General features: G+C 44.3%; 23 protein-coding genes and 1 pseudogene. 18 read left to right on the top strand and 6 right to left on the bottom strand.

Going from position 1 to position 24,663, the window contains the following annotated elements:
* The 13 genes from BC8716_RS00660 (at position 1) to BC8716_RS00600 (ending at position 12,972) form a co-directional block, all read left to right on the top strand.
* Positions 1 to 1,539 (top strand): ABC transporter ATP-binding protein, encoded by a 1,539-nt coding sequence (locus tag BC8716_RS00660; protein WP_094423505.1) that lies wholly within the window; start codon positions 1 to 3, stop codon positions 1,537 to 1,539.
* Position 1,540: 1 nt separating this feature from the next.
* Positions 1,541 to 2,587: an ABC transporter permease gene (locus tag BC8716_RS00655; RefSeq protein WP_406550712.1), complete on the top strand. Its 1,047-nt coding sequence runs from the start codon at positions 1,541 to 1,543 to the stop codon at positions 2,585 to 2,587.
* A 2-nt stretch (positions 2,588 to 2,589) separates the two neighbouring features.
* Complete coding sequence (locus BC8716_RS00650; RefSeq protein WP_094423504.1) at positions 2,590 to 3,543, top strand: ABC transporter permease; 954 nt, start codon at positions 2,590 to 2,592, stop codon at positions 3,541 to 3,543.
* Between the two features lie 207 nt (positions 3,544 to 3,750).
* Complete coding sequence (locus BC8716_RS00645; RefSeq protein WP_062750194.1) at positions 3,751 to 4,089, top strand: hypothetical protein; 339 nt, start codon at positions 3,751 to 3,753, stop codon at positions 4,087 to 4,089.
* 167 nt (positions 4,090 to 4,256) lie between these two features.
* Positions 4,257 to 5,225 carry an immunoglobulin-like domain-containing protein gene (locus BC8716_RS00640; RefSeq protein WP_094423503.1) on the top strand — a complete coding sequence of 323 codons (969 nt, stop codon included), beginning with the start codon at positions 4,257 to 4,259 and terminating at the stop codon, positions 5,223 to 5,225.
* A 34-nt stretch (positions 5,226 to 5,259) separates the two neighbouring features.
* Entirely contained in the window at positions 5,260 to 5,745 is a 486-nt protein-coding gene (locus BC8716_RS00635) for a DinB family protein (RefSeq protein WP_094423502.1), read from the top strand.
* Between the two features lie 169 nt (positions 5,746 to 5,914).
* Entirely contained in the window at positions 5,915 to 6,202 is a 288-nt protein-coding gene (gene gatC / locus BC8716_RS00630; protein WP_062750191.1) for an Asp-tRNA(Asn)/Glu-tRNA(Gln) amidotransferase subunit GatC, read from the top strand.
* 27 nt (positions 6,203 to 6,229) lie between these two features.
* Entirely contained in the window at positions 6,230 to 7,681 is a 1,452-nt protein-coding gene (gene gatA, locus BC8716_RS00625; RefSeq protein ID WP_094423501.1) for an Asp-tRNA(Asn)/Glu-tRNA(Gln) amidotransferase subunit GatA, read from the top strand.
* 15 nt (positions 7,682 to 7,696) lie between these two features.
* Positions 7,697 to 9,127 carry an Asp-tRNA(Asn)/Glu-tRNA(Gln) amidotransferase subunit GatB gene (gatB, locus tag BC8716_RS00620; RefSeq protein WP_094423500.1) on the top strand — a complete coding sequence of 477 codons (1,431 nt, stop codon included), beginning with the start codon at positions 7,697 to 7,699 and terminating at the stop codon, positions 9,125 to 9,127.
* A gap of 208 nt (positions 9,128 to 9,335) precedes the next feature.
* Positions 9,336 to 10,244, top strand: a complete 909-nt coding sequence (locus BC8716_RS00615; protein WP_094429129.1) for a diacylglycerol kinase — start codon at positions 9,336 to 9,338, stop codon at positions 10,242 to 10,244.
* Positions 10,245 to 10,422: 178 nt separating this feature from the next.
* Positions 10,423 to 10,881 carry a flavodoxin gene (locus BC8716_RS00610; RefSeq protein ID WP_094423499.1) on the top strand — a complete coding sequence of 153 codons (459 nt, stop codon included), beginning with the start codon at positions 10,423 to 10,425 and terminating at the stop codon, positions 10,879 to 10,881.
* Between the two features lie 74 nt (positions 10,882 to 10,955).
* Positions 10,956 to 12,332, top strand: a complete 1,377-nt coding sequence (gene rlmD, locus BC8716_RS00605; protein ID WP_094429128.1) for a 23S rRNA (uracil(1939)-C(5))-methyltransferase RlmD — start codon at positions 10,956 to 10,958, stop codon at positions 12,330 to 12,332.
* A gap of 34 nt (positions 12,333 to 12,366) precedes the next feature.
* Entirely contained in the window at positions 12,367 to 12,972 is a 606-nt protein-coding gene (locus BC8716_RS00600; RefSeq protein WP_094423498.1) for an NDxxF motif lipoprotein, read from the top strand.
* Between the two features lie 366 nt (positions 12,973 to 13,338).
* Here BC8716_RS00600 and BC8716_RS22655 read toward each other — a convergent pair whose 3' ends face one another.
* Together BC8716_RS22655 and BC8716_RS00595 are read right to left on the bottom strand one after the other, a co-directional pair.
* Positions 13,339 to 13,587 carry an SDR family oxidoreductase gene (locus tag BC8716_RS22655; RefSeq protein WP_257252774.1) on the bottom strand — a complete coding sequence of 83 codons (249 nt, stop codon included), beginning with the start codon at positions 13,585 to 13,587 and terminating at the stop codon, positions 13,339 to 13,341.
* Positions 13,500 to 13,838 carry an SDR family NAD(P)-dependent oxidoreductase gene (locus BC8716_RS00595; RefSeq protein ID WP_257392275.1) on the bottom strand — a complete coding sequence of 113 codons (339 nt, stop codon included), beginning with the start codon at positions 13,836 to 13,838 and terminating at the stop codon, positions 13,500 to 13,502. The genes BC8716_RS22655 and BC8716_RS00595 overlap by 88 nt, the downstream gene beginning before the upstream one ends.
* 112 nt (positions 13,839 to 13,950) lie before the next feature.
* On the opposite strand from BC8716_RS00595, the pseudogene BC8716_RS23050 reads away from it, so the two are divergent.
* Positions 13,951 to 14,357 (top strand): annotated as a pseudogene (locus tag BC8716_RS23050) (MerR family transcriptional regulator).
* A 121-nt stretch (positions 14,358 to 14,478) separates the two neighbouring features.
* Here BC8716_RS23050 and BC8716_RS00585 read toward each other — a convergent pair.
* Complete coding sequence (locus BC8716_RS00585; protein WP_094423497.1) at positions 14,479 to 15,921, bottom strand: GntP family permease; 1,443 nt, start codon at positions 15,919 to 15,921, stop codon at positions 14,479 to 14,481.
* 174 nt (positions 15,922 to 16,095) lie between these two features.
* A complete protein-coding gene (locus BC8716_RS00580; protein ID WP_094423496.1) occupies positions 16,096 to 18,078 on the bottom strand; it encodes a YjhG/YagF family D-xylonate dehydratase in 1,983 nt (660 codons plus the stop codon).
* A 521-nt stretch (positions 18,079 to 18,599) separates the two neighbouring features.
* On the opposite strand from BC8716_RS00580, the gene BC8716_RS00575 reads away from it, so the two are divergent.
* The 4 genes from BC8716_RS00575 (at position 18,600) to gucD (ending at position 22,888) form a co-directional block, all read left to right on the top strand.
* Positions 18,600 to 19,382 carry an IclR family transcriptional regulator gene (locus BC8716_RS00575; protein WP_094423495.1) on the top strand — a complete coding sequence of 261 codons (783 nt, stop codon included), beginning with the start codon at positions 18,600 to 18,602 and terminating at the stop codon, positions 19,380 to 19,382.
* Positions 19,383 to 19,566: 184 nt separating this feature from the next.
* Entirely contained in the window at positions 19,567 to 20,439 is an 873-nt protein-coding gene (locus tag BC8716_RS00570; protein WP_094423494.1) for a fumarylacetoacetate hydrolase family protein, read from the top strand.
* A gap of 23 nt (positions 20,440 to 20,462) precedes the next feature.
* Positions 20,463 to 21,368: a dihydrodipicolinate synthase family protein gene (locus BC8716_RS00565; protein ID WP_169715891.1), complete on the top strand. Its 906-nt coding sequence runs from the start codon at positions 20,463 to 20,465 to the stop codon at positions 21,366 to 21,368.
* A gap of 50 nt (positions 21,369 to 21,418) precedes the next feature.
* A complete protein-coding gene (gucD, locus tag BC8716_RS00560; protein WP_094423492.1) occupies positions 21,419 to 22,888 on the top strand; it encodes an alpha-ketoglutaric semialdehyde dehydrogenase GucD in 1,470 nt (489 codons plus the stop codon).
* A 186-nt stretch (positions 22,889 to 23,074) separates the two neighbouring features.
* Here the strand turns inward: gucD and BC8716_RS00555 are convergent, their stop codons facing one another.
* Both BC8716_RS00555 and BC8716_RS00550 read right to left on the bottom strand, forming a co-directional pair.
* Positions 23,075 to 23,905 carry a metal ABC transporter permease gene (locus BC8716_RS00555; protein ID WP_094423491.1) on the bottom strand — a complete coding sequence of 277 codons (831 nt, stop codon included), beginning with the start codon at positions 23,903 to 23,905 and terminating at the stop codon, positions 23,075 to 23,077.
* Complete coding sequence (locus BC8716_RS00550; protein ID WP_094423490.1) at positions 23,851 to 24,558, bottom strand: metal ABC transporter ATP-binding protein; 708 nt, start codon at positions 24,556 to 24,558, stop codon at positions 23,851 to 23,853. The genes BC8716_RS00555 and BC8716_RS00550 overlap by 55 nt, the downstream gene beginning before the upstream one ends.
* Between the last annotated feature and the right edge of the window lie 105 nt (positions 24,559 to 24,663).

Raw genomic sequence — 24,663 nt, 5'->3', positions numbered from 1 at the left:
ATGGAATATGTCATTGAGATGAACGGCATCCGCAAAGAATTCCCAGGCATTGTAGCGAATGATAACGTCAATCTTCGCTTGAAAAAAGGGGAAATCCATGCCCTTTTAGGGGAAAATGGCGCTGGAAAGTCGACACTAATGAACATTTTGTTTGGCCTTTATCAGCCAGAGCAAGGAGAAATCAAAGTCCGGGGCGAAAAAGTAGCGATCACAAGCCCAAATGTTGCTGGCAAACTTGGAATTGGCATGGTCCATCAGCACTTTATGCTCGTTGATTCGTTTACGGTTACGGAAAATATCATTCTCGGCATGGAACCGACAAAAGGCGGCCGCATCAATAAGAAAAAAGCGAGCAAGGAAATTGCAGCCCTGTCTGCCCAGTATGGCCTTGCCGTCGATCCTGATGCATTGGTCAAAGATATTTCAGTCGGCATGCAGCAACGGATTGAAATTTTAAAAACGCTGTATCGTGGCGCGGACATCCTCATTTTTGACGAACCGACGGCCGTGCTGACGCCCCAAGAAATCAAAGAATTGATGGACATTATGAAAAAGCTGACTGAAGAAGGCAAATCCATCATTTTAATTACACATAAGCTAAAAGAAATCAAACAAATTTGCGACGTTTGTACCGTCATTCGACGCGGCCGCGGGATTGGCACCGTCGAAGTGGCAAGCGCGACAACAGCCGAGCTAGCAGAAATGATGGTTGGCCGTGAAGTCAATTTCCATGTACAAAAAACGCCGGCTGTGCCAAAAGATACTGTACTTGAAGTAAAAAATCTTTATGTCAAAGACGGCCGTGGCGTGGAAATGGTCCAACAGCTTGATTTAACAATTCGCGCCGGCGAGATTGTCGGTCTTGCTGGCATTGAAGGGAACGGCCAATCGGAGTTAATCGCAGCGATTGCCGGTTTGCTCCCGGTAGAAAAAGGAGAAATTCGGTTAAACGGACAAAACGTTGCTGATCTCAGCCCCCGCAAAGTAACGGAAGCGGGCGTCGGTCATATTCCTGAAGACCGCCATAAACTTGGCCTTGTCCTTGACTTCAGCGTTCAAGAAAACATGGTGCTGCAGACGTATTACCAAGCGCCATACTCGCGAAATGGTCTGCTGAACGCGGAAGCCATCAAGGCAAAATCAAAAGAATTAGTCGCAGACTACGATGTACGGACGCCTTCTGTTGAAACGGCGGCAAGAGCCTTGTCTGGGGGCAACCAACAAAAAGCGATTATTGCCCGTGAAGTAGACCGTTCTCCAGACCTGTTGATTGCGGCACAGCCAACAAGAGGTCTGGATGTCGGTGCGATTGAAACGATCCATGAACGTCTTGTGAAAGAACGTGACAAAGGCAGAGCAGTATTGCTCATGTCCCTTGAACTTGATGAAATTCTTAGCGTGAGCGACCGGATTGCCGTGATCCACAAAGGCCAGATTGTCGATATCGTGGAAGCCGACCAAACAAATGAAAAGGAGCTCGGCCTGTTAATGGCTGGAGGCAGCCGTGAAAAAGGAGTGGAAGCAAGTGAACTTGAATAAATTGCTGGCCGGAAAAGCTATGCATGTCGCCATTCCCCTTCTTGCCATCCTGCTCGGGCTGCTTGTCGGCGCCATCGTGATGGTCATCACGGGCCATAATCCGATTGAAGCGTATGGGGCATTGGTAGCAGGTATTTTTGGCAGCAGCTATTATTTTGGCGAAATGATTCGGACGATGACACCGCTTATATTAGGGGGACTCGCTGTTGCATTTGCTTACCGGACAGGGCTGTTTAACATTGGCGTGGAAGGGCAACTGATTGTCGGTTGGCTTGCCTCTGTTTACGTTGGAGCCGCTTTTGAAGCGCCGATGGCCATCCACCTCCCACTTTCTATTGCCGCTGCGGCGGTAGCCGGGGCGCTGTGGGCACTTGTTCCCGGCATCTTAAAAGCAAAGCTTCATGTCCATGAAGTCATTGTCAGCATTATGATGAACTATATTGCATTGTATACCGCCAATGCGATCATTCGCACTTACTTGCTTATACCTGGCGAGCGGACAGAAAGCATTTATCCTTCTGCCTCATTGGCTTCGCCATTCTTTCAGTCTCTTACGGAATATTCACGGCTGCACTATGGCTTTTTAATCGCAGTGGCCGCGTGTTTGTTTATGTGGTTCTTTTTATGGAAAACGACAGCGGGCTATGAGCTTCGCGCAGTTGGTTTAAATGCAAATGCTTCCACTTATGCAGGAATGAATGTTAGCCGCAATATTATTCTTTCGATGGCTATTTCTGGCGCATTTGCCGGACTGGCAGGAGCGGCAGAAGGCTTAGGAACTTTTGGATACATGAGCATTCTTTCAGGCTTTACAGGCGTTGGTTTTGAAGGCATTGCCGTTGCACTACTAGGTACCAATACAGCGCTTGGCGTGTTCTTGTCTGCCTTTTTATTCGGAGGCTTGAAAACAGGCGCATTGACAATGAACCAGCAAACCAATGTGCCGACAGAACTGATTAGCATCGTCATTGCACTGATTATTTTCTTTGTCGCTTCAAGCTATGTTGTTCGCCTGATGCTTCTGAAGCGGAAAAAGGGGGATAAGTAACGATGGATGTGCTCGCGCTAATTGTTTCAACGACGATTTATTCTGCTGCCCCTTTAATGCTTGCTGCTCTAGGCGGCTTGTTTAGTGAACGTTCAGGCGTCGTCAACATTGGCCTAGAAGGGTTGATGGTGATAGGGGCATTTTCTGTCATCGTCACAACGCTCACTCTCGAAGCGGCAGGGGTAGGTGCTCTATCTGTTTGGATCGGGTTGCTTGTCGCTGCTGTGGTCGGCGCGCTGTTTTCATTGTTTCATGCAGTCGCCTCGATCCATTTCCAAGCAGACCAAGTCGTAAGTGGCGTTGCCTTGAACTTTCTTGCAGTTGGCCTTTCGGTCTATATTATCAATTTGCTTTACGGCAGCGGGCAAACCGCTTATATCGAAAACCGGTTTTACCGTTTTAACATTCCAGGTTTAAGTGACATTCCTGTCATCGGACCGTTGTTTTTTTCAAATGTGTATGCAACATCCTTTCTTGCGTTTGGACTTGCCTTTCTCGTTTATTATGTCATTTATTATCGGCCGTTTGGCTTGCGTCTCCGCTCTGTCGGCGAACATCCACAGGCCGCGGACACAATGGGCATACGAGTAATCAAGATGCGCTATATCGGCGTCATGTTGTCGGGCGTGTTTGCCGGCCTTGGCGGCGCTGTTTTTGCAGCGACGTTTAGCGGTAATTTTTCAGCAACTACGATCACAGGCCAAGGATTTATGGCACTGGCGGCGTTAATCTTTGGCAAATGGCACCCTCTTGGCGTAATTGGCGCAACGTTGTTCTTTGGACTGGCCCAAGCACTTGGTGTAGTCGGCCAACAGCTGCCGTTTCTTTCTGATGTGCCGCCTGTATTTTTGCTAATTGCCCCTTACGTGCTGACGATTTTAGCCCTTGCCGGTTTTGTTGGCCGGGCAGAAGGTCCAAAAGCGTTAGGCAAGCCTTATATAAAAGGATCGCGCTAAAAGAATGCACGATCACTCTCGCTGTTAAAAAGCGTTTGTAGATATGTTTACAGACTGAACAAGGCAAGCCCGTGGTTTGCCTTGTTTTTTGTCCAACTTTTTTGGGGGAGATATGTTTTTGGCAAATGGCAAAAACGCGGAATTAAGCCTTTCTTTTTTACGCTTTCCTCGGTTATAATGATAAAAAATGGGAGGTGTAATCACAAAATGACGACAAATGACCGTGATTTTGACCAGTTGTTTTCCCTAGTCACAGAGATGAGAAAAGTGATGATTGACATGAAAAATGACATGGAAACCCGTTTTGACCAAGTGGAGAGTCGCTTTTCGGAAATGGACAAACGCTTTGATAACATGAAAAACGATATGGACAAACGTTTTGATGAAATGAAAGAAGAGCATGTCGTAATGAATCGCCGCATTGGCAACTTAGAGACTGCTCAATTGGAAACAAATGCCCGCCTTTCTAAAGTCGAAGACAGCCAAATGAAAACAGCTGCAGCATTAACTGCTATTGCTGACGCTATTAAAGAGCGGACAAAGTAAGCGGCTTTACTCCTTTATGCCTCTTGAACGTTTTCCTCTTATCCTTTCACAAGTATTTTTCCTTTTCTTCCTTTCCATTCTTCTTTTCACGCCACCTAATCGTGACCTGCTGGACCCCCTCTTTTTCTCATTTATATGTATAATAGAATAAAGGAGCGTGAACGGGCATGAACCGTTTTCGAAACATTGTGCTTGCCGCTATATCGACAAGTGTGGCAGTCACACTTGTTAGTTGCGGCCAAGACACAGCGAATATACAGGGAGCAGACTCACCGTCTAATTCCAATCAACAGACTCATCTTGATGATGAAGCAACTTGGGCAAAAGGGCATGGCGAATTGCCGTCTAAAATCGGCGATGGTTTAACCGATACGCTTGCTGTAGATGCTACTTTTACCGATTTATTTGACATTAAAGAGGAGGTTTGGCAGCAAACGGAATATGATTTGCCAACTGGCGTTTGGTTTTCACAAGAAGAAAATCGCCCAATAAGAGGATATGGCCTTACTTCAGGAACCCAACAAGCCGGCAGCAAACTTGAAATTATCTTTTTTGGCCATACAATGGACGGAGAACCGGTAGAGCGTGATGTCCGCGTTCAGTTGACGGAACGGGATGGAATTGCGAAAAGCGCCTTAATTGATGAAGACATCATTTATGTAGACAAGGTAAAGTCGAGCGGAACCGAAATCTATGAGAACACGCTGCCTGAAAAAGAGAATGCAGCCTATTTATTGAGCGTTGAAATGTTAAATGCTGGTGGCGAAGTAGAAGATACCAAACTGTCTTATATCTATGTCCCGATTCCTGAAGCGAATGCGACACTGGCATTTACCGAAAGCGTTTATTCAGCTAGTGATTCATCGGCAACACTTGTTTTGCATAACGAAGGCCCTGTCCCATTATCTTTAGGTGTCGATTATACGATTGAAAAACAAGTTGGCCAAGAGTGGCGAACGGTGCCGCTAGAAATGGCTTTTATTGAAATTGGCGTCGAATTGCCAATCGGTGGCGAGCACCGTGACGACATTGAAATTGGGGGACTTAGCCCAGGTAAGTACAGAGCGGTAAAAGAAGTATGGGCACACGGGATCGATTCTAGTTTCACGCTTGCGGCGGAGTTTGAGATAAAATAAAGCATGGCAAGACATGAGATTCAGGGGTGAAACAATGAAACCGTTTTTTGAATACAATTGGCAAGTTCGTCGTGAGTGGTATGAGTGGTGTGAACAACTTAGCGAAAAAGAGCTGCTTGCTGAGCGGACAGGAGGGGTGGGCAGCATTTTAAGAACGTTGCTCCATATTGTCGATGTGGAATGGAGTTGGATTCGCGACTTGCAAGGAAAGCCCAACCCAGAGGAAGACTTTGATTCCTTTAAAAGTTTGGCGAAAGTGCGCGCGCTTGACCAAGCATACCATGTGGAAGTAAAGGCGTTTGTAGACCGCTGGGATGAGAAAATGGAAGAGAACCGTTATGTTGAAAAGGGAGGAAATGGCAAGGTGTGCGATGACACATGGGGCATCGTCATGCGCCATATCATTGCCCACGAAATCCATCATATTGGCCAATTGTCTGTTTGGGCGAGAGAGATTGGCAAGGAACCAGTTTCAGCGAATGTCATTGGCCGGAAGTTGGCCGCAAGTCAAGCTGAGTGAGTCGTAATAAGGGCATAGGTGTGAAAGTGGATACTTATGTTCACTTATGCCCATCTAAGCGAAGCCTGTTTCATACATACCTATCCGTCATACCGCCTAAGTTGCTTGCCTTGCAGCAATTTGGTATCATTAATCATATTGTCAACAAGTCCGTTTTGGAGGTGTCAAAATGTCAAGAATTTCGAAAGAACAAGTGAAACATGTAGCCCATTTGGCCCGGCTTGCCATTACGGAAGAAGAGGCTGAAACATTCCGCAACCAACTTGAAGACATCATTACTGCTGCAGAACAACTGAATGAAGTCGATACAGAAGGCGTCGTGCCTACGACACATGTGTTGCAAATGCATAATGTCCTACGTGAAGATAAACCGGAAAAAGGCCTTGATGTGAAAGAAGTGCTGAAAAATGCACCAGACCATGAAGATGGCCAAATCCGGGTTCCGTCGGTATTTTAAGATTGAAGCATAGACAGGAGGACAAGCATGTCATTATTTGATCATTCGTTAACAAAACTGCATGAGTTGCTTGCTGCAAAAGAAATCAACGTCTCTGACCTTGTCGATACTTCTTACAAGCGTATTGCTGACGTTGATTCAAAAGTAAAGGCGTTTTTAACGCTTGACGAAGAACGGGCGCGTGGTCTCGCTAAGAAGCTTGACGAAGTAGACGCAAGCGAAAAAGGCGTGTTGTTTGGCATGCCGATTGGCATTAAAGACAATATTGTCACGAAAGGCTTGCGGACAACGTGCTCAAGCAAAATCTTAGAAAACTTCGATCCCATTTATGACGCGACGGTTGTGACGAAACTCCGTGGAGCAGAAACAGTCACGATTGGGAAAATCAACATGGACGAGTTTGCGATGGGCTCTTCGAATGAAAACTCGGCATTCCAAGTGACGACAAACCCGTGGAATACCGATTATGTGCCAGGCGGTTCAAGTGGCGGCTCCGCTGCAGCAGTAGCCGCAGGGGAAGTCCCATTTGCTTTAGGATCTGATACAGGCGGCTCGATTCGCCAACCGGCTGCTTATTGCGGCGTTGTCGGCTTAAAACCTACATATGGGCGCGTGTCCCGTTATGGCCTTGTTGCTTTTGCCTCTTCCCTTGACCAAATTGGGCCGATTACACGCACGGTCGAGGACAACGCGTATTTGCTTGAGGCGATTGCCGGCCACTGCCCGTCTGATTCGACATCCGCTGACTTGCCGGTTCCGCCATACAGAGAGTCGCTTACAGGCGAAATAAAAGGGCTTCGCATTGCCGTACCGTCGGAGTACATTGGCGATGGCGTATCGGAAGAAATGCGCAAAGCCGTGTTCGATGCCCTTAACGTATTGGAAAAAGAAGGCGCTGTTTGGGAAGAAGTTTCCCTGCCATACTCGAAATACGCTCTTGCAGCTTATTATGTCATTGCGTCTTCAGAAGCGTCTGCTAACTTAGCCCGTTTTGATGGCGTTCGTTATGGCTACCGCACTGACAATGCCGACAACTTACTCGATATGTACAAGAATACACGGGCTGAAGGCTTCGGTGATGAAGTGAAACGGCGGATCATGCTCGGGACGTTTGCCCTTAGCTCAGGTTATTATGACGCCTACTATAAAAAAGCCCAGCAAGTCCGCACACTGATTAAAAAAGACTTTGATGATGTCTTTGCCAATTATGACGTGATCATTGGGCCAACTGCGCCAACCCCAGCGTTTAAAATTGGCGCCAAAACCGATGACCCATTAACGATGTACGCCAATGACATTTTAACGATACCAGTCAATCTTGCCGGTGTGCCAGCGCTTTCGCTCCCGTGCGGTTTCAAAGACGGCTTGCCGCTCGGCTTGCAAATCATCGGCAAACACTTTGACGAGGCAACGATTTACCGTGTTGCCGATGTCTATGAAAAAGCAACGAACTTCTCTAAAGAGAAACCTTCATTGTAAAGGGGGGACTTGGACATGAATTTTGAAACGATTATTGGACTTGAAGTGCACGTGGAACTGAAGACAGACTCAAAAATCTTTTCGTCTAGCCCCAACCATTTTGGTGCTGAACCGAATACAAACACGAGTGTCATTGATCTTGGCTATCCTGGCGTATTGCCGGTATTAAACAAGCGTGCGGTTGATTTTGCGATGAAAGCAGCGATGGCCCTCAATTGCCAAATTGCGACTGATACAAAATTTGACCGCAAAAATTACTTTTATCCAGACAATCCAAAGGCATATCAAATTTCGCAATTTGACAAGCCGATCGGCGAACATGGCTGGATCGAAATTGAAGTCGGCGGCAAGAAGAAGCGCATTGGTATTACGCGCCTTCATTTAGAAGAAGATGCCGGCAAGCTGACGCATGGCACAGACGGGCATTCTCTTGTCGATTATAACCGCCAAGGCACGCCGCTAGTGGAAATTGTCTCTGAGCCGGATATCCGTACGCCTGAAGAGGCCTATGCGTATTTAGAAAAACTAAAAGCGATTATTCAATATACAGGCGTATCCGACTGTAAAATGGAAGAAGGCTCTTTACGATGCGATGCCAATATTTCATTGCGCCCAATCGGCCAAGAAGCATTCGGCACAAAAACAGAGTTGAAAAACTTAAACTCGTTTAATTTTGTCCGCAAAGGGCTAGAGTACGAAGAAAAACGCCAAGAACAAGTGCTTCTTTCAGGCGGCGTGATCGAACAAGAAACGCGCCGTTATGATGAAGCTGGCAATAAAACAATTTTAATGCGTGTTAAAGAAGGCTCGGACGACTATCGCTATTTCCCTGAACCAGATCTTGTCAATCTGTACATAGATGACAATTGGAAAGAGCGTGTCCGGTCGGAAATTCCTGAACTTCCAGATGCCCGCAAAGACCGCTATGTAAACGAACTCGGCTTGCCTGCTTATGATGCCCATGTGCTTACGCTCACAAAAGAAATGTCCGATTTCTTTGAGGAGACGATTCGCGAAGGCGCTGACGCCAAACTGGCTTCCAACTGGCTGATGGGTGAAGTGCTCGCCTACTTGAACGCCGAGCAGAAAGAGCTGCAAGATTCAGCCCTTACGCCAGCAGGGCTTGCCGGCATGATTAAGCTGATTACAACTGGAACGATTTCTTCAAAAATCGCTAAAAAAGTGTTTAAAGAGTTGATCGAAAATGGCGGCGACCCTGAACAAATTGTTAAAGACAAAGGGCTCGTGCAAATTTCCGATGAAGGCGAACTACGCAAAATCGTTGCTGAAGTGCTTGATGCCAATGCACAATCGATTGAAGACTACAAAAATGGAAAAGACCGCGCGCTTGGCTTCCTTGTCGGCCAAATGATGAAAGCGACAAAAGGAAAAGCCAATCCGCAATTGGTTAACAAACTCTTGCTTGAAGAAATGGACAAGCGCTAAGGAACATGCAAGAGAACAGCTGAACACAAGCCGTTCTCTTGCTTTTTTATGAACTCAGCGTTTACTAGCGCGAGAAACGGGAAAAGATAGAAAGTGTTGCTTGCCGTTATTTTTCACAAAATTGAGTAGGTCTTACGCCCATTCTCGCTATTGTTTTTAGTACAATAGAAGAATGACATGATTGCAAAAAAGTAAAGTAGGGATCGTTATGAAACGGGCACGATTAATTTATAATCCAAGTTCTGGCCGTGAGCAACTAAGAAAGAACTTAGCCTACATATTAGAACGCCTGGAGAAGGCGGGTTATGAAACGTCAGCACACGCGACGACAGCAGAGGAAGGCTGCGCGACACGGGCTGCCCGCCAAGCAGGAGAACGGGGCTTTGATCTCGTCATTGCTGCTGGAGGAGATGGGACGATTTTTGAAGTCGTTAACGGACTAGCGGGACTGGAGAAACGCCCAATGCTCGGCATTATCCCAGCAGGGACGACCAATGATTTCGCCCGGGCGCTTGGCATTTCTCGAGATATTGAAAAAGCATGCGACGTTTTGTGTGAAGGCCACTTTGAGCCGATTGACATTGGCCGCATGAACCAGAAGTATTTTACCAATATCGCTGCCGCAGGAACGTTAACCGAGTTGACATATGAAGTTCCGGCAAAGCTAAAGACAATCGTTGGCCAGCTCGCTTATTACATTAAAGGGCTGGAAAAATTGCCACAAGTCAAGCCGACTTTTGTCAAGGTCGAATATGATGGCAAACAGTTTGAAGACGAAATCATGATGTTTTTGATCGCCAATACAAACTCCGTCGGTGGTTTTGAAAAATTATGCCCAGCCGCTTCCATTCAAGATGGGTTGTTTGATTTTATCATTGTCAAAAAGACATCGTTTCCTGAGTTTGTCCATTTGGCATCGCTTGCACTCCGGGGCGAGCATATTAACCACCCGAAATTAATGTACGTGAAAGCGAACCGCATTAAAGTATCGGTCATGGGAGACGATGAAATGAAGCTGAACCTCGACGGCGAAAGAGGCGGCGTCTTGCCGGCCGAATTTGAAAATTTGTATCACCATTTCCAGATGCTTATGCCGAAAGACCGCAAACGAAACTAGTGAAAACGCAGCTTCTTTCTTTTAGAAGCTGTGTTTTTGTTTGTTTTCTTAAGGAGGCTCCCTCGCAAAAAAACAAGTTACCTGGATTTTTAGAGAATTGTTCCCTGTTTTTTCATTGAAAATGATTATCAATATCATTTATTATAAATGTGAGGAATGGGAAGGGAGAGAGACTTTCATGCGCGTATTGATTGTATTTGCCAGCATGTCTGGAAATACGGAAGATATGGCTGAACTGATCAAAGCAGAATTAGCTACAAACGGTGTTGAAATTGATATGGAGGAAATGGACGGCTATAACGCTTCGGAACTATTGAATTACGACGGAGTATTGATCGGTAGTTATACATGGGGAGACGGCGACTTGCCCTATGAAGCTGAAGATTTTGCCGAAGAGTTAGCTGAACTAGACTTAACAGGCGTCATTGCCGCTGTTTTCGGTTCAGGGGACCGCGTTTACCCTGCTTTTTGTGAAGCGGTCCATACATTTGAATCGATTTTGAAAAATGGCGGCGCAACCGTCACGGCCAAAGGGCTTGAAATCGAATTTGACCCGAATACAGACGAAGAACGAGCAGCATGTCGTTCATTTGCAAACACATTTATCACCGCACTTAAGCAACGCCAAACGGTTTAGCGCTTTGTCCCTAGCAAACTTCATGGTACAATGAGGCGAGGAAAAGGAATGTTTGCAAAGGACGTATTTTAATGATGAAAAAACAAGCACCACCTGTACAAAAAAACGAAACGCTCACCGTTACAATAGAAGATTTGACCCATGAAGGAGCAGGCGTAGCGAAAGTAAACGGCTACGCCCTCTTTATCCCTCAGGCACTTCCTGGCGAAACAGTCGACATTAAAGTGGTGAAAACAAAAGCGGGCTATGGCTATGGACGGTTGCTCCAAGTCCAAACAAAAAGCGAGCATCGCGTTGAGCCGCCTTGCCCGATTTTCTATAAATGTGGAGGCTGCCAAATCCAACATATGGATTACAGCGCCCAACTAGCTTATAAGCAAAAACAAGTAAAAGATGTCATGGACCGAGTCGCCAAACTTCCCAACGTACCTGTCCGCCCTGTCATTGGCATGGACGATCCATGGCGCTACCGCAATAAATCGCAAGTGCCAGTCGCTTTCCAACAAGGCGATCTCGTTGCCGGTTTTTATGCGAAACGGAGCCACTCCATCGTAGATATGGATCAATGCATCATCCAACATAAAGAAAATGACATTGTTGTGCAGACAGTCAAACAGCTTGCCAAAGAGCTGCGCATCCCCGCCTACCAGGAACAAAGCCATCAAGGCGTATTGCGCCATATTGTCGCCCGTTACGGAAAAACGACTGGGCAAGTCATGGTTGTACTCGTCACAAAAGAAAAGAAGCTGCCTCACAAAGAAGCGTTCATTTCCGGCATTCGAAAGCATGTGCCAGGCGTCGTATCCATCGTCCAAAACATCAACAACAAACGGACAAATGTCATATTCGGCCAGCAAACAGAAGTGCTCTGGGGCGAGCACTATTTGTATGATGAAATAAACGGTATTCAATTTGCAATCTCAGCCCGCTCTTTTTACCAAGTCAACCCTGAACAAACGAACCGCCTCTACAGCAAAGCGCTCGAATACGCTGACTTAACAGGAAACGAAACCGTTATCGATGCGTACTGCGGCATTGGCACGATTTCGCTGTTTTTAGCCAAAAAAGCGCGTCATGTCTACGGAGTCGAAATTGTCCCCGAAGCAATTAAAGACGCCAAGCGCAACGCCAAACTCAACCAGATCACCAATGCCACATTCGCCGTCGGCGAATCGGAAGAAGTCATTCCTCGCTGGCATGACCAAGGCATCGACGCCGACGTCATTGTCGTCGACCCACCGCGAAAAGGCTGCGACGAAGCATTGCTGCGGACAATGATTGAAATGAAGCCAAAACGCATTGTGTATGTATCCTGCAACCCAGGGACATTGGCCCGTGATTTGCGCATTCTCGAAGATGGCGGCTTTAAGACAGAAGAAGTGACGCCAGTTGATATGTTTCCGCAGACCACACACGTAGAAGCTGTAGCGAGCTTAGTAATAAATTCGTAACAAGAAATCAGGAGAAAAATGGAGGGAGAAATGAATGAAAAGAATCGTTATTAGCTTCTTCATCATTTTTGTGTTGGCTGCATGTTCGCAAGAAGAAAATATCGATGCTACTGAGGATGCAACACCTAGCACAAGCGACGTAGAAATACCGAGTACGATTTTCACTTCTGAAAAAAACAATGACTTCATTGACGAAGAAGAAATCAAACAAAGCATAAAACTGTATTTAGACAGCAGCGAAGATTTATATCATGCAAGCGATCCATTCGAGGAGATGATCGATGCAGCTGAACAATTAACTAAACGTGATTTGGATGCATTTAACGAAATTAACAAGCTCATAAAAGAAAACGATGAGAATTTCTCTAATTATATTTTAAATAATACGTTGCCTGAAGGGTATCAAGAAGAGGCTGAAAGAATTAGTCAGTACATGACAGCGTCCAATCAATACCTTTATGAATTAAATGATGCACTGAATAATCTGATTGACGACATTAGTGAAGGAAATTTTTTGGAAATGGACTTTGAATCACTACTCGATCAAAGTGGTGTAGTGAATGGAAAAGAACAGAAAAAAATAGAAGAATTTCTTGATGAGAAAAACATTGATACAAAGGCTTTTGGACGAGAAGAATAAGAAATGAGGATCACCCATTGGGCCGTATTTTAAATCGGGGCCGCTTCAGCCTGTCGACAAAGACTCCGTTTTGCTGAGGTAGTCGGCAGGCTTTTTTGGACAATTAAAGAGGAAAAGAAAAGCGTATGTACACGGGGATGTCCTAACAGATGATCATTGGGATAGTGATTTTATCCCATTCTGAAAAGAACCAGCGGAAAAGGGTTTGTATTTCAAGAAATTCGAACGAAAATAAAGCGAACGCCGATGCCACTAGACAAAACGCCTTTGAGATTCAGTTCTCAGAGGCGTTTTATTAATGCCTGAAGAAAGTGTTACCAAGTGGTAATTTGTTTTTTGCCTACTTACAACGAATACCTTGTTCAATTAAAGCATCTGCCCGCCAGATACTTCGAGGCGAGTCCCATTCACCCAGCCGAACTCCTCTGTGCACAAGGAAGCGATAACCCCACCGATATCGTCGGCTTCTCCAACCCTGCCTAGTGCGATATTAGAGGCGACATGTTCATTCATCTGCGGATTGTCCCTTACCGCTCCTCCGCCAAAATCGGTCGCGATCGCACCGGGGGCGACCACGTTGACCCGAATGCCTCGCTTTCCCCATTCTTTAGCCATCTTTCGTGCAGAACTGCGGACAGCCGGGAAACAAATGCGTCCAATGAGGATACGTTGCCGGTATCTAACTGGATCGCTGCCGCTTTTCGTCCACTGTTTTCTATTTCTTGAACAACTTTGTCCGCCTCGTCCTTGCAAGTATGATACGTGATAATCACGTCAATCCCTTTACGGGAAAGAGCGATAGCGGCATTTCGGCCAAGCCCTCGGCTGCCTCCCGTTACGAGTGCAACCTTATGCGTTGAAATCATAGTCCCATTCTCCTTCTGATTATTATGAGACCACTTGAACTCTTGTTAGCAGTGGTCTATAGTGAGTGTAGTACTTCGAGTTAACTCTAAGTCAAGGGGTGAAATAAAAAAATTGACTTACTCCATTAACGAGGTCGCGAGCAAGTTTGGCTGTCCGCTCACACCCTACGTTTCTATGATAAAGAAGGTCTAATGCCTTTTATCGGAAGGGATAAATCCGGCAACCGGGTATTTACTGACACGGATCTCAACTGGGTAGCTATGGTATGCTGTTTAAAGGATACGGGAATGAAGATCAAAGACATCAAGCAGTACGCCGATTGGTGTGCGGAGGGCTTGCAGACGATTGAAGAACGAAAAACAATGCTCGCCGACCATCGTCAACAAGTCGTAAAGCAGATGGAAGCACTGAAGAAAAATCTGGCGCTTATTGATTCGAAAATCGCCGTTTACGAAAACCCGGAGCAGGCCGAAAAAAGGTACGGCTTGCTCGAAAAAAAGAATGAGCAACACTATTGAATTTGAAAGGCGTCCATGCCTCTCCCGCAAAACTGCTCGGCACGAGCAGGGCGAGCCAGTCGAAAACGGAAGTAGAAGGCAAGCTTCATCAAAAGAAAAGAGGGAGCACGAGTCTACGACTCTATGCCCCTAACGCCTTTCTTTTATCTTTTACTGGAGTCATGGTGCTGAAGTATATGGCTGCCACACTAATAAGAACGATGGCTATTCCTGCGATGATGAAGGATGCATCGAATAATAAAATAAACCCTAATCCAACGACAGAAGTAATTGTCGATAAGATCGTCCATGTTGAAAATGTTTCTTTCATGCTTAACCCAAAGTATTCTTTGATCATCCAAAATCCGGCATCATTCACATGGGAGCAAATCGAGCTGCCTGCTCCAGTTGCAAGAGTGACCAAGGCTAAATTGACATCGTATTGGGCTAGCATTGGCACAACTAATCCCGCTGTAGATATAGCCGCAACGGTGGCTGAACCTAAAGATATACGCAAGATTGCCGCAACGAGCCAAGCAAATAAAAGAGGGGACATGGACGTGTCTTTAAATAGTTCGGCTACATAATCTCCGACACCGCCATCAATGAGTACTTGCTTAAAGGCGCCTCCGCCTCCAATAATTAATAGCATCATCCCAATCGCTGCAATTGATGATGAACATGAATCCATCACTTGTTTGATTGGGATCTTTCTTGCTATCCCCATTGTATAAAATGCAAGCAATAAAGATAGTAACATGGCAGACGAAGGGTTTCCGACAAGGCGAATGATCTCTATGATCGTATTATCCTCAAATCCTACTGAGTTCTGGACGAGATCGACGATTGTAGAAATAGCCATTAATAAAACAGGGAACATCGCAGTTAAGACACTAATACCAAATCCAGGCGTTTGTTCGAGTGTGAATGTTTTTTGTTCTCCTAACGAGTCTATATTCCCTGTTTTGTTGAATGCATCCGGTGCAATTTTTTTAGCAACCTTAGTAAAGAGAGGGCCAGCTATAATGACAGTTGGTATGGCAATCATAATCCCGTAGAGTAAAACGACGCCAAGATCTGCCCCATATTCGCCAGCTATTACGGTCGGTCCTGGGTGCGGCGGTAAGAAACTATGCGTTGCTAATAAAGCGGCGGCCATAGGAATGCCTAAGTATAAAATAGAAATTTTTAGTTCTTTTGCAATCGAAAACACAATTGGAATTAATAATACTAAGCCAACCTCAAAAAATAGGGCAATGCCTACAATGAACGAAGCAACGACAACGGCCCACTGAATTCTCTTTTCTCCAAACTTGTTAATTAACGTCATGGCGATACGCTGGGCACCCCCTGCGTCCGCAATTAACCTGCCAAGCATAGCACCGAGCCCAAATATTAACGCGATATGGCCAAGTGTACCTCCTAATCCGCCTTCAATGGAGGACACTACATTTTCTAAAGGCATGCCTAGTGCCAACGCTACGATAAAAGCGACAATAATTAAGGAAACAAATGTATTTAACTTGAATCCAGTAATCAAAATGAGTAACAAGACAATTCCAACTGCTACGATAAATAATGGCATCCTAAACCTCCAAAAATGAATAAGTATTCGTGTGCTTTCAACATACTTGGATTGTCTACTATCCGAAAGCGCCGTTCATTGAAGAACGCCCTATACGGAAAACGCTTTCAATAAATCCCCCATTTATGAAGCACAATGGGGGAAATTTTACGCACGTTTTAACCTGTGTGCCATTTAGACGTTTATTTGTTCTTCCTCTAACGCTTTTACCCCAGCTTTTAGAACTTCAATGATTCGATCTGTATCGTAAATATTTCCTCGCCAAGTTCCTCCACTTACGGATTGGAGCGCAGCCCATAAACGCGTGTCGTCTGGCAGATCTGGATTCGGTTGAAGGTCTGGATGGAGGGAGCGTTCTTTCAGTACTTGACTTGCATCGGCCAAAGAAAGCCGCTCATTTTCCGTTCCAATGAAATTGACAGAACCTACTAACTCATTGCGGTCAACGATGATTTCAATCACATCTCCATCGCGTAATTTTCCAATTGGTCCGCCTGCCAATGCCTCAGGTCCGATATGTCCAATGCATGCGCCAGTAGAAACACCTGAAAAACGGGCATCTGTAATCAAGGAAACATGTTTTCCATAAGACAAATGTTTTAATGCCGATGTTAGTTGATAGGTTTCTTCCATCCCCGTTCCGGAAGGGCCGCCGCCCATCACAACCATGATGTCCCCTGCTTCAATGCTTCCATGTTTAATTGCCTTTATAGCAGACTTTTCTGAAGTAAAGACTTTCGCTTTCCCGGTATGTCTATAAATTCCGTCTTCTCCTACCACGGAAGGATCAATAGAAGTCGATTTAATGACAGATCCTTCAGGCGCAATATTTCCTTTCGGGAATGTAACCGTAGAAGTTAGGCCTCTTTCTTTTGCTTTGATTGGGTCCATGATAATATCGTCTGGATCAATCCCGTCTGTTTCGAGCAACTGTTTTTTCATTAGAGCGCGTCTTTCGGATTTTTCCCACCAATCAAGGTTTGCACCAAGAGTTTCTCCAGTCACAGTTTGTACATCTTCATGCAGTACGCCTAATTTTCTTAAATGCAGCATAACCTCAGGAACACCACCTGCGAGAAATACCTTAACAGTCGTGTGGCCAACAGGCCCATTTGGCAGGACATCAACGAGGCGAGGGATTTTTTTATTGATTCTTGTCCAGTCCTCGACAGTAGGTATCTTGCAATTAGCGGCGTGGGCAATGGCTGGGATATGAAGGAGTAAATTGGTTGAACCGCCAAAAGCCGCGTGAACAACCATCGCATTTTCAATCGCTTTATCCGTCATAATGTCTTTAGTTGATAGCCCTTTTTTCTCCATCTCTAATGCTGCACGGGCTGATTGTCTAGCCATCTCCATCCAGATCGGCTGGCCAGATGGCGCCAGTGCCGAGTGAGGCAACGCGATACCCATCGCTTCGGCAACGACTTGAGAGGTGCCAGCTGTTCCAAGGAATTGGCATCCTCCTCCCGGTGTCGCACAAGCACGGCACCCGAGATCGGCAGCTTCTTGTAAGGTGATTTCGTTATTGGCGTATCGTGCTCCAATCGTTTGAATTTTGCCTGCGTCTTCACCGTTTGTAGGCGGAAGCGTGACACCTCCTGGAACAATAATAGTTGGCAAGTCATGCATGGACGCTAAAGCGACCATCATTGCCGGAAGGCCTTTATCGCATGTCGCAACGCCAATAACGGCACGGCGCGTTGGCAACGAGCGAATTAGCCTTCGATATACAATCGCTGCGTCGTTTCGAAACGGCAGGGAATCAAACATGCCAGTCGTTCCTTGGGAACGGCCATCACATGGGTCACTAACGAATCCGGCAAAAGGGACGCCTCCTTGTCTGCGAATTTCTTCCGCCGCTTCCTTCATGAGCAGGCCTATTTCCCAGTGGCCAGTATGATAGCCTAAGGCAATCGGAGCGCCATTTTCATGCCTGATTCCACCTTGAGTGCCTAGGATTAAAATTTGTTTTCCAAGGAGACGGGAAGGCGCCCATCCCATACCAACGTTTTGAGATAGTCCAAAAAGGTCGCCACTTGGTGAATGTAACAACATCTCGGATGTAAGGGGGAGTGAGCCATCCGCTCCTTTTGCATGAGTCTGAATGTTGTAAAGAGAGACATCCTCATCGCCAAATATTAAATGCAAGGACATATGTTTTCCTCCATGATTGAGATTATTCCTTTCAACGAAATGAAAGCAATCATTTTTATCAAGCCAACTACCCTTATAAAACGTCTTATCATTGCTTCGAGAACCACCTATAAAGCTGAATTTTAATAAAGCGCTTTCAACTTAATCGGAAATTCACCCCCTTAAAGTTTTGCTCAACTAGGTGTTTTTGCTCATTCATCCTTCGTTAATGGCTCCATTCATCTTTATACAGCTAAAAACGTCGTTACTTTGGTTTTGTATAAGAAACCTAGTTTGTTGTATAAAACTAATTTGATGATATCATACAATTTATGAGTTGGAAATAGATTTTTTTCAATTAAAAAAAACGTGAACGTTAGATGGATGGCTATCTCAACGGTGCGGCCTATCTTATGAAACCGACTTGAATGGACAATTGCCTCTAAATAAAAATACGATATTGACTACTTGAAATGATCATGTTAGGTTTTAATAAGAAAACCGAGTTTATTATATTAAACAAAATAGAAGGGTTTGTCGCTATGGAGAAAAAATATTGGGTTCCCGCGATTGGGAGGGCAGATAACATTTTAAATCTTATTGCCTATCGGCCCAATCAATATCGGTTAATTGATCTCTCCAATGAATTAAATATTAATAAAAGCTCACTTTATTCATTACTAAACACACTCGAAACGCTCGGCTGGGTGAAGAAAGGGAAGGATGATACGTATTCCCTTGGAATGAGATTTGGTGTATTTAGTGCTTTGTACTCGAGTCAATTTGATTTAATTGGCACGTTTTCGGAGGAGGCTGCGAATACTGTCAATAATTTAGATGAAACGGTTCAGCTTTCGATTTTGGATGGTGTCGATATTTTATATTTGGCAAAGAAAGAGGGGAGTTCCCCAGTAAGGGTCGCCACTGATCCAGGAATGAAATTTCCTGCTCATGCAACCGCGATGGGAAAAGTTCTCCTTTCCAAATATACGTTTAACGAAATGAAGGACCTGTATGAGGGAAGAAGCCTTGAGGCTAAAACGCCATACACCATCAAAACAGTAGAGGAGCTATGGGCACAAATCGCCCTACTAAATGAACAGGGCTATATCAAGGAATATCAAGAAGCTGTAGAAAATTTTTTCTGTATTGCTGCCCCAGTAAAGAATCAAGAGGATGAAGTCATTGCCGCTGTTAGTGTAACGATGCTAACAACAAGTTGGGAAAAGAAACAAAAAGAAGCAGAACGGGAGATTGTAGACTTGGCCAAGAGAATTTCTCTTCATGCAGGATTTTTAAAACCTGTGGGACCTGGGCCTCAATAGAACGAATTTGTGAGAATCCAAGAATAATGGTTTTAGTTCAAGACCATTTTCTTGGATTGAAAGAAGACGGCTTTCATATGCATTCCGGTTAGTGACTAAAAAAATGAATGCGTTATCATGCTGTGAGCAGGTTCGAATTTGAAAATCGGCTAAACAATCTATCCAAAAAGGAGACTAACTCTATATGAAATTCATTCGATTTAAAGATCAAGAACATATTGTCCATTCTGCGATTGGACAGACATTTTCTGAAATGTATGTCGTCCCTTTCAATAACTATGTGAATTTTTATTATTATCTTAAAGAAAATGCGAAAACAGCAGAAATGTATATTAAAGAGAACAGCCTGGCTCCGGTATCAATTGAAGAAACGGCCTTGGAGATCCCAATAGAGGCAGATGAGGTATGGGCTTCAGGAGTAACATACATGAAAAGCAGAGAGGCCCGAAATTACGAAGCAACGAATGGAAAGCTCGATGTATTAACGTTTTACGATAAAGTGTACGACGCTGAGCGCCCTGAGATCTTTTTAAAATCGACTGCACGGCGCACCCAAGGTCCAAATAAAGAGTTATTGATCCGAAGTGATTCAAACTGGCAAATTCCTGAACCTGAACTAGGCTTAGTTATTGGCGAAGGGGAAGAGATCATTGGTTATACATTAGGAAATGATATGAGTTGCAGAGATATTGAGGGGGAAAATCCTTTATATTTGCCACAGGCGAAAGTGTGGAAAAAATCTTGTTCCATTGGCCCAGCCATTCTTATGCCAACTGGCATTGAAAATCCATATGAGCTTTCGATTATGTGTACGATTAGCAGGGAGCACGAGGTTGTTTTCCAGGGGTCAGCAAGTGTGAGTCAATTAAAAAGAAAACTAGAGGAATTAGTAGAGTTTCTAATACGCGACAATGACATCGTACCTGGAACGGTCTTATTGACGGGCACGTGTATTGTTCCCGATAACGATTTCACATTAGCGGTAGGGGATGTGATTGAGATTAGCTCTACACCCATCGGCACATTAAAGAATTATGTCGGTTCCTTTCAAAAATAAAGAAGTCTGAGGTGATTACGTTGTTGCAAGGCATCATTCCTCCACTTGTTACGTTTTTTGATGAAAATGGCTCAGTAGATAAAGAAACGAATTTCCGACTAATTGATATTCTGATTGAAAAAGAGGTAGATGGACTTCTCTTATTAGGGAGCAGCGGTGAGTTCACTTCAATGACGCACCAACAAAAGAGCGATTATATTGATCATGTCATCCCCTATATCAACAAGCGGGTTAAGTGTATGGTAAATGTCGGAAGCAATGTTGTTGAAGAGGCGGTAGATTTAGCGATAAAAGCTGAAAAAGCAGGAGCGGATGCAGTTTTAATTGTTAATCCCTTTTATTGGCCATTAAGTGAAGCACAACTGATCGATTATTTCAGCGAAATTATTCAATCCATTAAAATGGATGCCTATCTCTATAATGTGCCGATGCTTTCATCACAAGAGATCCCAGTAAACATTATTCCTGAGTTACTAGAAAGACATGACAATTTAAAAGGAATAAAAGAAACGGTTAGTGACATAGGCAGATACAGAAAATTAATTGAAAACGTTAGACCTAAAAACACTGAATTTGTAATTTTAACAGGTTTTGATGATCATTTATTACCTGGTATGATGATCGGCACCAACGGAAGTATTAATAGTACAGCTGTCGTATTTCCGGAAATCTCCGTCAAGCTAAAGAAAGCGATGGAACAGCAACATTTCGAAGCAGTGAATCATTACCAAAACCTAATAGCCGAAGCTATGCAACTATATGATATAAATCACTCATTCTTTTCAACGATTAAAGAGGCGGTGTCCTATAGATGGTTTAACGGTGAACGTGTCTATCATAAGAAACCTTTTCATTTAATTAACGCCAATACAAGGTCAGAAGTAGAAAGAATCGTCGATAACATCAATCGTAAATGGAAAGAAGACTGATTGATTGCAATTCGAGTAAGTTAAATGAAATCAGACAGGGGTGCGTATAAGTGGCGAAATTTACACAAACAGTAGAAGTATTTCAAAATTATATCAACGGCGAATGGAGAGACAGTACGAGCGGACAAGTAATGGATAGTGTGAATCCAGCAAACAAAAATGAAACGGTTGGCCAACTCCAATCTTCTACAACTGAAGAAGTCGATGAGGCGATTCAATCGGCGACTGAAGCGAAAGTCGGCTGGCGTAAAACCGGGCAATACCAACGGGGCCAACTATTAGCTAGTGTCGCAAATGAATTAGAAAAAAATGTTGATGACATTGCTGAAACGTTAACAAAAGAAATGGGAAAAACGTTGCCCGAAGCAATTGGTGAAACTCAACGTGGGATAGCGATCTTACGGTATTATGCAGCGGAAGGGATGAGAAAAGAGGGGGAAGTGATTCCAGCTTCCGATAAAGAGGCGCTAATGTTTACAAAACGGACGCCTTTGGGCGTAGTTGGCATTATTACCCCTTGGAACTTTCCTGTGGCAATCCCTATTTGGAAAATCGCTCCGGCATTGGTTTATGGAAATACAGTTGTCTTTAAGCCAGCTTCTGAAAGTGCGGTCACAGCCGCTAAAGTGGTTAAGTGTTTTGAACATGCAGGCCTTCCTAAAGGGGTATTGAACTTTATAACCGGAAAAGGCTCCATTGTTGGCGAAGCGCTTATAAATAGCAAGAAACTAAACGGGATTACGTTCACTGGATCGGAGTCCACCGGTAAACGAGTGGCAAAAGCAGCAAGTGCTAATGGCATAAAATACCAACTAGAAATGGGCGGGAAAAATCCGGTCATTGTTCTAGACGACGCAGATGTCCAAAGCGCTGTGCAAGGCATTTTAAGCGGTGCCTTTAAATCAACAGGGCAAAAATGTACAGCAACGAGTCGTGTCATTGTACAAGAAGGGATTTACGAAGAACTGAAAGCCGCCCTTTTAGCGGAAACGAAAAAGATTACGATTGGCGATGGAATGAATTCAAGCATTTGGATGGGGCCGTGCGCCAGTGAAAGCCAATTAAATACCGTTTTAGAGTACATTCAAATCGGCCAAGAAGAAGGCGCTACACTTCTATCCGGTGGGCGACGGTTAACTGAAAATGAATACGCTAATGGCTTCTACGTTGAACCAGCGATATTTGAACATGTGACGTCCACAATGCGTATTGCCCAGGAAGAAATATTTGGACCAGTCATTGCTCTCATTAAAGCAAAAACTGTTGAAGAAGCAATTGATATAGCAAATGACACCGAATTCGGGCTAAGCGCATCCTTATACACATCCAATATTCGCTCAGCCCTTTCTTTCATTGATGAGATCGAAGCTGGATTAGTCCGTGTTAACGCAGAAAGTGCCGGTGTCGAATTACAGGCGCCATTTGGCGGGATGAAAGCTTCAAGTACGGGAACACGTGAACAAGGGGAAGCTGCCAAAGAATTTTATACGGCGATTAAAACCGTTTTGATTAGAAGTTGAGTGAACCCTTGTCTAAATAGGCAGCCGAAATAATCAACATGTTAACGGCTTGAGCACTGAATTCCAGAGCTTAAGCCGTTTTTTTAAAAGGAGTTCGATAAATCGAGGTTTGCCCAAACGAACAACATGAACAGTCATTAAAAAATCGCAACATGTTTACACACGTTGCGATTTTTGACATTACTTCTATTTAAATCGTTTCTCTAATTTAGTGTGACGCAAAATCTGTTTAATCAGTGCAGTCGCAGCAAAAAGGATCATGAAGATTAATATGATAGAAGCTCCTGGTGGTGTACCTAATTCATACGAAGCGACTAAACCACTCAACATGCCAATTAAGGCAATCACGATTCCAATGAAAATAACACCATTAAAGCTTTTGCTTAACCGCATCGAAATCGCAGCAGGTAAGACGATAATGGCTGAAACGAGTAAAGCGCCGACTATTGGCATAATGATTGCAATCGTTACCCCTGTTAACACGTTAAACAATATAGACATCGTTTTGATAGGCAAACCTGCGGTGAAGGCAATTTCCTCGTCGAATGTCAAAATATACATAGGTTTGCGGAAAACGAAATAGAGGAGACTAATCAAAATCGTTAGGATGAACAACATCCATACTTGCTGCTTACTAATGGTGACAATGGAGCCAAATAAAAATTGGTTCATACTTAAAGTAGCCCCACCATCATTTAACCCCATCAGAAATAGGGCTAGAGCCATGCCGACTGACATTAAAATCGCAATCGAAATTTCCGAATACGTGCGATACACCACTCGCAAATATTCAAGCATGATAGCAATTACCGCAACGACTAAAAGATTGGTCCACGTTGGATTGACGCCAATTAGCAAACCTAGTGCTACACCCGCTAAGGATACATGTGATAGAGTATCCGCCATTAGAGACTGTCTACGTAATATTAAAAACAAGCCTAACAATGGTGCAATGAATGAGATTAGGAGTGAGGCTTGGAAAGCTCTTTGCATGAATCCATGGAAAAACATCTCCATGGAGAGTCCTCCTTCCTGACTAGCTCAATATGTTTATCAGCATAATGACGGATTTCTTCATGATCATGGGTAACCATTAAAATCGCTTTCCCATGTTCACGGCAATTGTGCTTCAACAATTTATAGAATTCTTCTCTAGAATTCACATCCATTCCAGTCGTTGGTTCATCTAACACAAACAAATCAGGGTCTGTTGCAAATACACGTGCAATCGAAATCCGCTGTTTTTGCCCGCCAGATAATTCTCCTATTTTTTTATTGCGCATATCCCACATTCCCACTGATTCTAGTGAGCGCCGCACATGCTCTTTGTCTTCTTGATCTAATCTTTTAAACCATTTTCCCCTTTGATAGCGGCCGGATAGCACAAGTTCAAGAACAGTACTTGGAAATCCAGCGTTAAAGGAGGCGACCTGCTGTGAAACATATCCGATCATGAGTTTCTCGCCAAAACGATTTTTTGGTGAAATGCGGACGCTCCCTTTTGATGGTTTCAGCAAACCTAAAATATTACGCAACAAAGTCGTCTTTGCGGCACCATTTTCTCCGGTAAGCATCACGAAATTTTCTGCATCTACTTCAAATGAAATATTTTCTAACACCGGTTCATTTTCATACTGAAAGGCGAGATTTTTTACTTCAATATAATGCATAATGAAACGACCTTTCTATTATAGATCGTATTCTTTCTACTTATCGTTTAAGAATACGATCTATACGTTTCGTTGTTTCCTATCTACAATCGTTTAATCATGCCC

This window comes from Shouchella clausii (assembly GCF_002250115.1).
Taxonomy (GTDB): Bacteria; Bacillota; Bacilli; order Bacillales; family Bacillaceae_D; genus Shouchella; species Shouchella clausii.
This window is presented reverse-complemented; position numbering and strand designations above follow the sequence as displayed.